The sequence below is a fragment of the Carboxylicivirga sp. genome (genome assembly GCF_982718395.1).
In genome coordinates this window covers 1-7,102 of the sequence record NZ_CEXQWX010000234.1, presented here as the reverse complement: position 1 = coordinate 7,102, position 7,102 = coordinate 1, and the positions used below count along the sequence as shown (strand labels likewise).

General features: G+C 39.1%; 4 protein-coding genes. 1 reads left to right on the top strand and 3 read right to left on the bottom strand.

What is annotated here, in order from left to right:
* Both AC4MRQ_RS24045 and topA read right to left on the bottom strand, forming a co-directional pair.
* Positions 1–937, bottom strand: a 937-nt coding sequence (locus AC4MRQ_RS24045) for an arginase family protein (protein WP_491200275.1), incomplete at its 3' end; no start/stop codon positions are given.
* Between the two features lie 8 nt (positions 938–945).
* Complete coding sequence (topA, locus tag AC4MRQ_RS24040; protein ID WP_491200274.1) at positions 946–3,390, bottom strand: type I DNA topoisomerase; 2,445 nt, start codon at positions 3,388–3,390, stop codon at positions 946–948.
* Positions 3,391–3,632: 242 nt separating this feature from the next.
* Here topA and AC4MRQ_RS24035 point away from each other — a divergent pair, with 242 nt between their 5' ends.
* On the top strand, positions 3,633–5,993 hold the full coding sequence (locus tag AC4MRQ_RS24035) for a transglycosylase domain-containing protein (protein WP_491200273.1): 2,361 nt from the start codon (positions 3,633–3,635) through the stop codon (positions 5,991–5,993).
* 75 nt (positions 5,994–6,068) lie between these two features.
* On the opposite strand, the gene AC4MRQ_RS24030 is transcribed toward AC4MRQ_RS24035, so the two are convergent.
* A partial coding sequence (locus AC4MRQ_RS24030) for a 3-oxoacyl-ACP synthase III family protein (RefSeq protein WP_491200272.1) occupies positions 6,069–7,102 on the bottom strand: 1,034 nt, incomplete at its 5' end.

Here is a 7,102-nt window from a genome sequence, read left to right as displayed (position 1 = left end):
CTGGATAATCATTATAACGTAAAGCTATGCCTTCTAGTATGTGCCAGATTGCCTGTGCTTCAAGATAAATGCCTTGTTGTCTGATATCCAGTGAAGTATCGAGTTCAAAAATACCGTATGCTTTTGTTCGGTCACTCTGACCTGCGTACCACATTAGCTGACACAATTCCTCGCTACTTAATCCGTTAGGCATTGGAATTATGTGTGCCGGTTGATCACTCTGCTTAACAACGGTCATATCCACACTCAGAAGATCGGCATCTCGGATAAATGGTTCAACAGATTGGTGCCCATATTGGCGAATTTGACCGAGTCTGTATATCTCATTTGTGCAGGTCTTTACCTTATTTTCCTGACTTTCACTGTAAAGATACTTTTGTGTACCTATTAAGGATAAGTCATAGGGTGCTGTTTGAGGTCCATTGCAAAGGTGTCCGAGGAAGCTCGATGAGGAGTAATCCTGATTAGATATCAACCAATCAATTTTAGCATCAAGAACCGATAGATTGTATTTTGGCACTTGACTTTGAATGGCTTTAGCCATTGGAATTGTATAATCCTGACTACCACCAATGACTATAGGGATGATGTTGAGATCAATTAGTTTACCCACGATTTCTTCAAGGGCCATATAACGATCATCGATGGTATTACCTCTAAGATTACCTAAATCAATAATATTAATTGGTTTTGAGAGCTTCCTTAATCCCATTAAGAAATTCCTGACCATATCAGGGGCTTCATCACATCCTTTATGAATTGAATTTCTGGAGTCAGGAACACCAATTAATGCAACATTATAAATTTCCCAATCAATACTTGATAAGCTTTGAAAACCGGATATTTGAGCGTATAAGCGTTCATTGTTATCACCTTCAAAGGCATTGGTAACTTTTTGTTTGGTTTCGTCAAAGTAATGTATCCAGTCTTCTGTCACAGTTTAGGTTATTTGGTCTTTTTCGGGCTTGCTTTCTTTTTAGTTGTTACTTTCTTAGTCGTAGTCTTTTTACTCGTTGTTTTTTTAGCTGCAGTTTTAGCACCCTTTTTTGTTGATGTTTTAGTATCAGCTTCAATCAGAGCTTTGCACTCTTCCAAAGATAATTCTTCTGCCTTTTTATCCTTAGGAATTTTGTAATTCTTTTTTTGATATTTAATGAATGGTCCCCATCGACCATTTAAGATTTGTAGTTCAGGTTCCTCATCAAATAACTTAATGATTTTCTTTAAGTCATCTTCCCGCTTGGTTTTGATTCGTTCGATAGCGGTTTCCAAATCTATTTCGAAAGGATCGTCAACACCTTTCTTTAAAGAAACAAATTTGCTATCATGGCGAATATATGGACCAAATCGACCTATGCCGATGACTACTACTTTATTCTCAAATTCACCCAAAGTACGCGGAAGTTTAAACAAGTCAAGTGCTTCTTCCAATGTGATTGTTTCCAGGTGCTGTCCTTTTCTCAAGGAAGCAAAGCGTGGTTTTTCTGCATCTTCCTCATCAGACGAAACTCCAATTTGTGCTAGTGGTCCAAAGCGACCGATGCGAACTGATACCTGCTGTCCTGAGGTCGGGTCTACACCCAATATTCTTTCTCCTGTGCTCTTTTCTGATTGTTCAAGCGTTTCTTCTACCTTAACGTGGAAAGGCTTATAAAAATCGTCAATGGATTTATTCCATTCAATTTTTCCTAATGCTACGTCGTCAAACTCTTTTTCTACATGTGCGGTAAAATCAAAAGACACAATATTCTCGAAGTATTTAACAAGGAAGTCATTCACTACCATGCCAATATCAGTAGGGAAGAGCTTACTACGTTCTGCTCCGGTAATTTCTGACTTTTCACTTTCAACCAGCTGTTTGCCTTTTTTGAGTAACAGATGCTGATAAAGTCTTTCAGTTCCATCACGATCTTCCTTTTCTACATAACCGCGGTTTTGAATGGTTGAGATGGTTGGCGCATAGGTTGATGGTCGGCCAATTCCTAATTCTTCTAGTTTGCGCACAAGACTTGCTTCGGTATATCTGGCAGGTTTCTGACTCCAACGCTGTCTTGCTTCTACATTAAGCATTTCCAGTTCATCACCTTTACTTATCGGTGGTAATAGTACATCCTGACTGTCATCATTTTCATTTTCCGAATCGGTTGACTCAATATATACTTTAAGAAAACCATCGAACTTGATTACTTCGCCGGTTGCCTGAAATTTTTCAGAAGCAGTGCCAGCATTAATATTGATAATCGTCTTCTCTAATTGGGCATCACTCATCTGCGAGGCAATGGTGCGCTTCCAAATTAATTCGTACAGGCGTTTTTCTTGTGCAGAACCAGAAACAGTTTCCTTATCAAGGTACGTTGGACGGATAGCTTCGTGAGCCTCTTGTGCACCCTTTGCCTTGGTTTTATATTTTCTGATTTTAACATATTCAGCACCCATCTTTTCAGTTATCTGTGCTGAGGCCATGTTAAGTGCCAAATCAGATAAGTTTACAGAGTCGGTACGCATGTACGTAATCTTACCTGCTTCGTAAAGCTTTTGAGCAATTGACATGGTTTGCGAAACAGAATATCCTAACTTTCGGGATGCTTCCTGTTGTAGGGTGGAGGTCGTAAAAGGTGCAGCCGGTGTTTTTTTCATCGGCTTTTTCTCAATTTCAGAAACTAAAAATTGGGCATCTCCACATTTCTCTACAAATGATTTAGTTTCTTCAAGCGTATCGAAACGTTTGTTTAATTCCGCCTTTAATTCTTTTACTTTCCCCTTGTCATCTTTTACTTCAAATAATGCAGTAACTCTATATGATGAAGTTGGTTTAAAAGCAAATACTTCGCGTTCGCGATCAACTATTAAACGAACGGCAACAGATTGCACGCGACCTGCCGACAATGAGGGTTTTACCTTCCTCCAAAGAACAGGCGATAGTTCAAAACCAACTAATCGATCCAGCACCCTGCGAGCTTGTTGTGCATTTACCAGATTTACATCAATTTTCCTTGGGTTTTCAACGGCTTTTTGAATGGCGTCCTTAGTGATTTCGTGAAACACAATACGGCGGGTATTCTCTTCTTTTAATCCAAGCGTCTCAAACAGGTGCCATGCTATAGCTTCTCCTTCGCGGTCTTCATCGGAAGCGAGCCACACCATTTTTGCGTTTTTAGCTAATTGTTTTAATTCTTTGACAACATCTTTTTTGTCGGAAGAAACGATATAATCGGGTTGGTAGTTATTGTTGATGTCAACTCCAAAATCGCTTTTAGATAAATCGCGAATATGTCCGTAACTTGATTTAACCAGGAAATCTTTTCCTAAGAATTTCTCTATGGTTTTTGCTTTCGCAGGTGACTCGACGATCACCAGGTTCTCTTCGTTAACAGTTGTTTTTTTACCCATCTCTCAAATGTCTTACAAACACCACTTATTAATAAAGCACGCAAATTTATATTAAAATTGCCACAATGTTAAAAAATGAAAATGCTTTACGCAAACGTTAGCCCGTAGTGATCTGTCAAATTTTACTATTTTTACACCAAAATATCAATAATTGATATGAAACAGATGTGGGCATAGATAGACACTATCAGTGACAATGATACTTTATAGTAAGTATTGCCACATTCTTCAAAAATATGCGAATGGAACAATCAAAAACAAAATTTCGAAAGTTGGTTAGAATCTTTTGGGTACTTGTCATAGGTGGAATTTTATCAGTATTTACACTTTTCACAATGATATCATACGGATGGTTAGGATTTATGCCAACGTTTGAAGAACTTGAAAATCCTAAGAGTAACCTGGCAACAGATATCATATCCAGTGATCAGCAATTATTGGGTACTTTCTTTAGAGAAAACAGAAGTTATAGCTTATATGAAGAACTTTCGCCTAATATTGTTAATGCCCTAATTGCAACTGAAGATGTGCGCTTTCAAGATCATTCCGGGATTGATGCCCGTGGATTGGCAAGGGTATTTTTATTCACTATAATATTACAGGATCAAAGTTCCGGAGGAGGAAGTACGATTACCCAGCAGTTGGCCAAACTATTGTTTCATGGTAGGGCTTCAAGTACATTGGAGCGGGCTTTTCAAAAGTTAAAGGAATGGGTAATCGCTGGTAAGTTAGAAAGAAGCTACACCAAAGAAGAGATTTTAACCATGTATCTAAATAAAGCTGAATTTATTTATGATGCTTATGGTATTAAAAGTGCTGCTCATACCTTTTTCAATACGACAACAGATTCGATAAAAGTTGAAGAAGCTGCGGTTATCATTGGAATGTTAAAGAACCCGGCACTATATAATCCAGTGCGTCGACCTGAATTAACACAGGATCGTCGTAATACGGTACTGGATCAGATGCGTAAGGCTCAGTTCTTGAGTCAGGAAGAATATGATTCGCTATCGGTGTTGCCATTGGAGCTACAATTTAACCGGGCAGATCACAAAGAAGGACCTGCACCTTATTTTAGAGAATACCTGCGCTTAACATTAACGGCTTCAGAGCCACTTAGAGAAAAGTATCCATCATGGATGGAAGCTAAGTTTCTGGAAGATAGTTTACGCTGGATTGAAGATCCACTTTATGGCTGGATTAATAAAAATTACAGACCCGATGGAACAAAATACGACGTCTACAAAGATGGATTGAAGATTTACACAACATTGGATTCACGTTTGCAGGAATATGCAGAAAATGCGGTTAAAAAGCATTTGAGTGAGGATATTCAGCCAAAGTTTTTTGCTGAGAAAAGAAAACAGCCGGGAGCACCTTACACGCAGGATCTTTCCAAAGAAGATTATGAAAAAATAATTGAAAGAGCCATAAAGAACACAGATCGGTATAGAGGACTTAAACGCAGTGGCGCTGATATGGATAGTGTTATGCGTGTATTTAATACACCATATGACATGAAAGTATTTACATGGGCCGGTGAACGAGATACTGTAATGACGCCATTGGATTCAATTCACCATTATAAGTTCTATTTACGAGCCGGAATGATCTCGATGGATCCATTATCAGGTCATATAAAGGCATATGTTGGAGGTCCGAATTTTAAGCATTTTATGTACGATATGGCTGGTAAAGGTAAGCGCCAGGTTGGTTCTACTATAAAACCATTTGTTTACACGTTAGCCATGCAGGAAGGGTTTACACCGTGTGATTTGGTACCTAATATTGCTCAAACTTTTTATTTAGGTAGCGGTAAAACATGGACTCCAAGAAATAGCGGAAGTGCAAGAGCTGGTGAAATGGTGACCTTAAAATGGGGATTGGCTAATTCAAACAATAATATTACAGCTTGGGTGATGAAACAATTTAATCCACAAGCGGTGGCTAATACCATTAATGAGTTAGGAATAAAAAGTCATATGGATGCAGTTCCTGCTTTATGTCTGGGAACACCAGATTTTGGATTGATGGAGATGACAAGCTCGTATTGTACATTTGCCAATAAGGGAGTGCATATTGAACCAATGATTGTGACACGCATTGAGGATCGTTTTGGAAATGTGATAAGTGATTTTCATCCACAAAAACGAGAAGCTATCAGCGAACCAACAGCTTATTTAATGCTTAACCTGTTGCAGGGCGTTGTTGATCAAGGAACCGGACGAAGATTGAGATATACATATGACCTGCATGGGCAGATTGGAGGAAAAACCGGAACGACTCAAAATCATTCTGATGGATGGTTCATGGGCGTAACGCCGCAGTTGGTGACTGGCGTTTGGGTAGGCGGTGAAGATCGTGATATCCATTTCGATGGCATCCGGTTGGGACAGGGAGCTAATATGGCTTTACCAATATTTGCACTATACATGAAGGATGTATATGCGAATGAGGACTTAGAAATTAGTGAAGAGGATGTGTTTGAAGAACCACTTAACTTTCATGTAAATCTTGATTGCGGACAAGAAGTAGTTAGACCGGAAAGTGAAGAGGGTGAATTTGTGGAAGAAGAAATGGGTTCTGGAGAAGAATTTTTCTAAGAATAATCTAAAGAACTAAAAAAAGAGCAGCTTGATTTCAGACTGCTCTTTCTTTTTACATTTATCGTTAGTGCTTTACGGTATTTTATACATAAAAGCGTTGATATTCATACCTGCTCCAACAGATGTCATCATCACGTTGTCTCCACTTTCTAAAGAATGACCATTTAATTGTCCTTTACAAATTAAATCAAAGAGGGTAGGAACTGTTGCAACGCTGCTGTTACCCAATTCGCGAATGGTCATTGGCATAACTGATAAATCAACGTTTCGCTCTCCATATAAACGAAATAGTCGCTTAAGAATCGCTTCATCCATTTTGGCATTTGCCTGATGTATTAAGACCTTCTTAACGTCCTTTAATTCCATCCCGTTTTTATCCAGACACTCTTTAGCTAACTGCGGAACATTTGTTAAAGCATAGTTATATAGTCGACGTCCATACATCTTCAGGAACAGGTTTTCGCCCTTTAATTCTTCGTTGTATGGATCATCCATTCGAAGCAAATCAATGTGCTCTTCGGTATCTGTTTGAACAGCATGTTTTAGAATGCCAACAGGTGTTTCGCTCTCTCTGGCTTCCAATAAAACAGCACCTGCTCCATCAGCAAAGATCATAGAATCACGATCGTGAGGTTCCATGGCACGGCTGAGCGTGTCAGCACCAATTACCAAGGCACTCTTTGCATCACCCGATTTGATGTAATAATTAGCCTGAATCATGGCTTGTGTCCAACCCGGGCATCCAAAAGTGATGTCGTATGCAATTGTTTTAGGATTTTTAATACCTAATTTATGTTTCACCCGGGATGCAAGTGTAGGCAGAATATCAGGGTAGATCGTGCCATGACGCATATCTCCCAGATTGTGTGCTATAATAATATAGTCTAGTTTTTCGGCGTCGAAACCAGCATCATCAAGAGCCGCCTTACCTGCAAACATTGCAAGGTCAGAGGTCACATGATTCTTTTCAGCACATCGCCTTTCAGCAATATCAGTGATTTGTTCAAATTTTTCAACGATTTCCTTCCCTTCCGTCTCAATCACACTACCATCTTCGTTGTAAAAGGTATTGTTGATAAAATCGGCATTGGCTTTAACCATAGGAG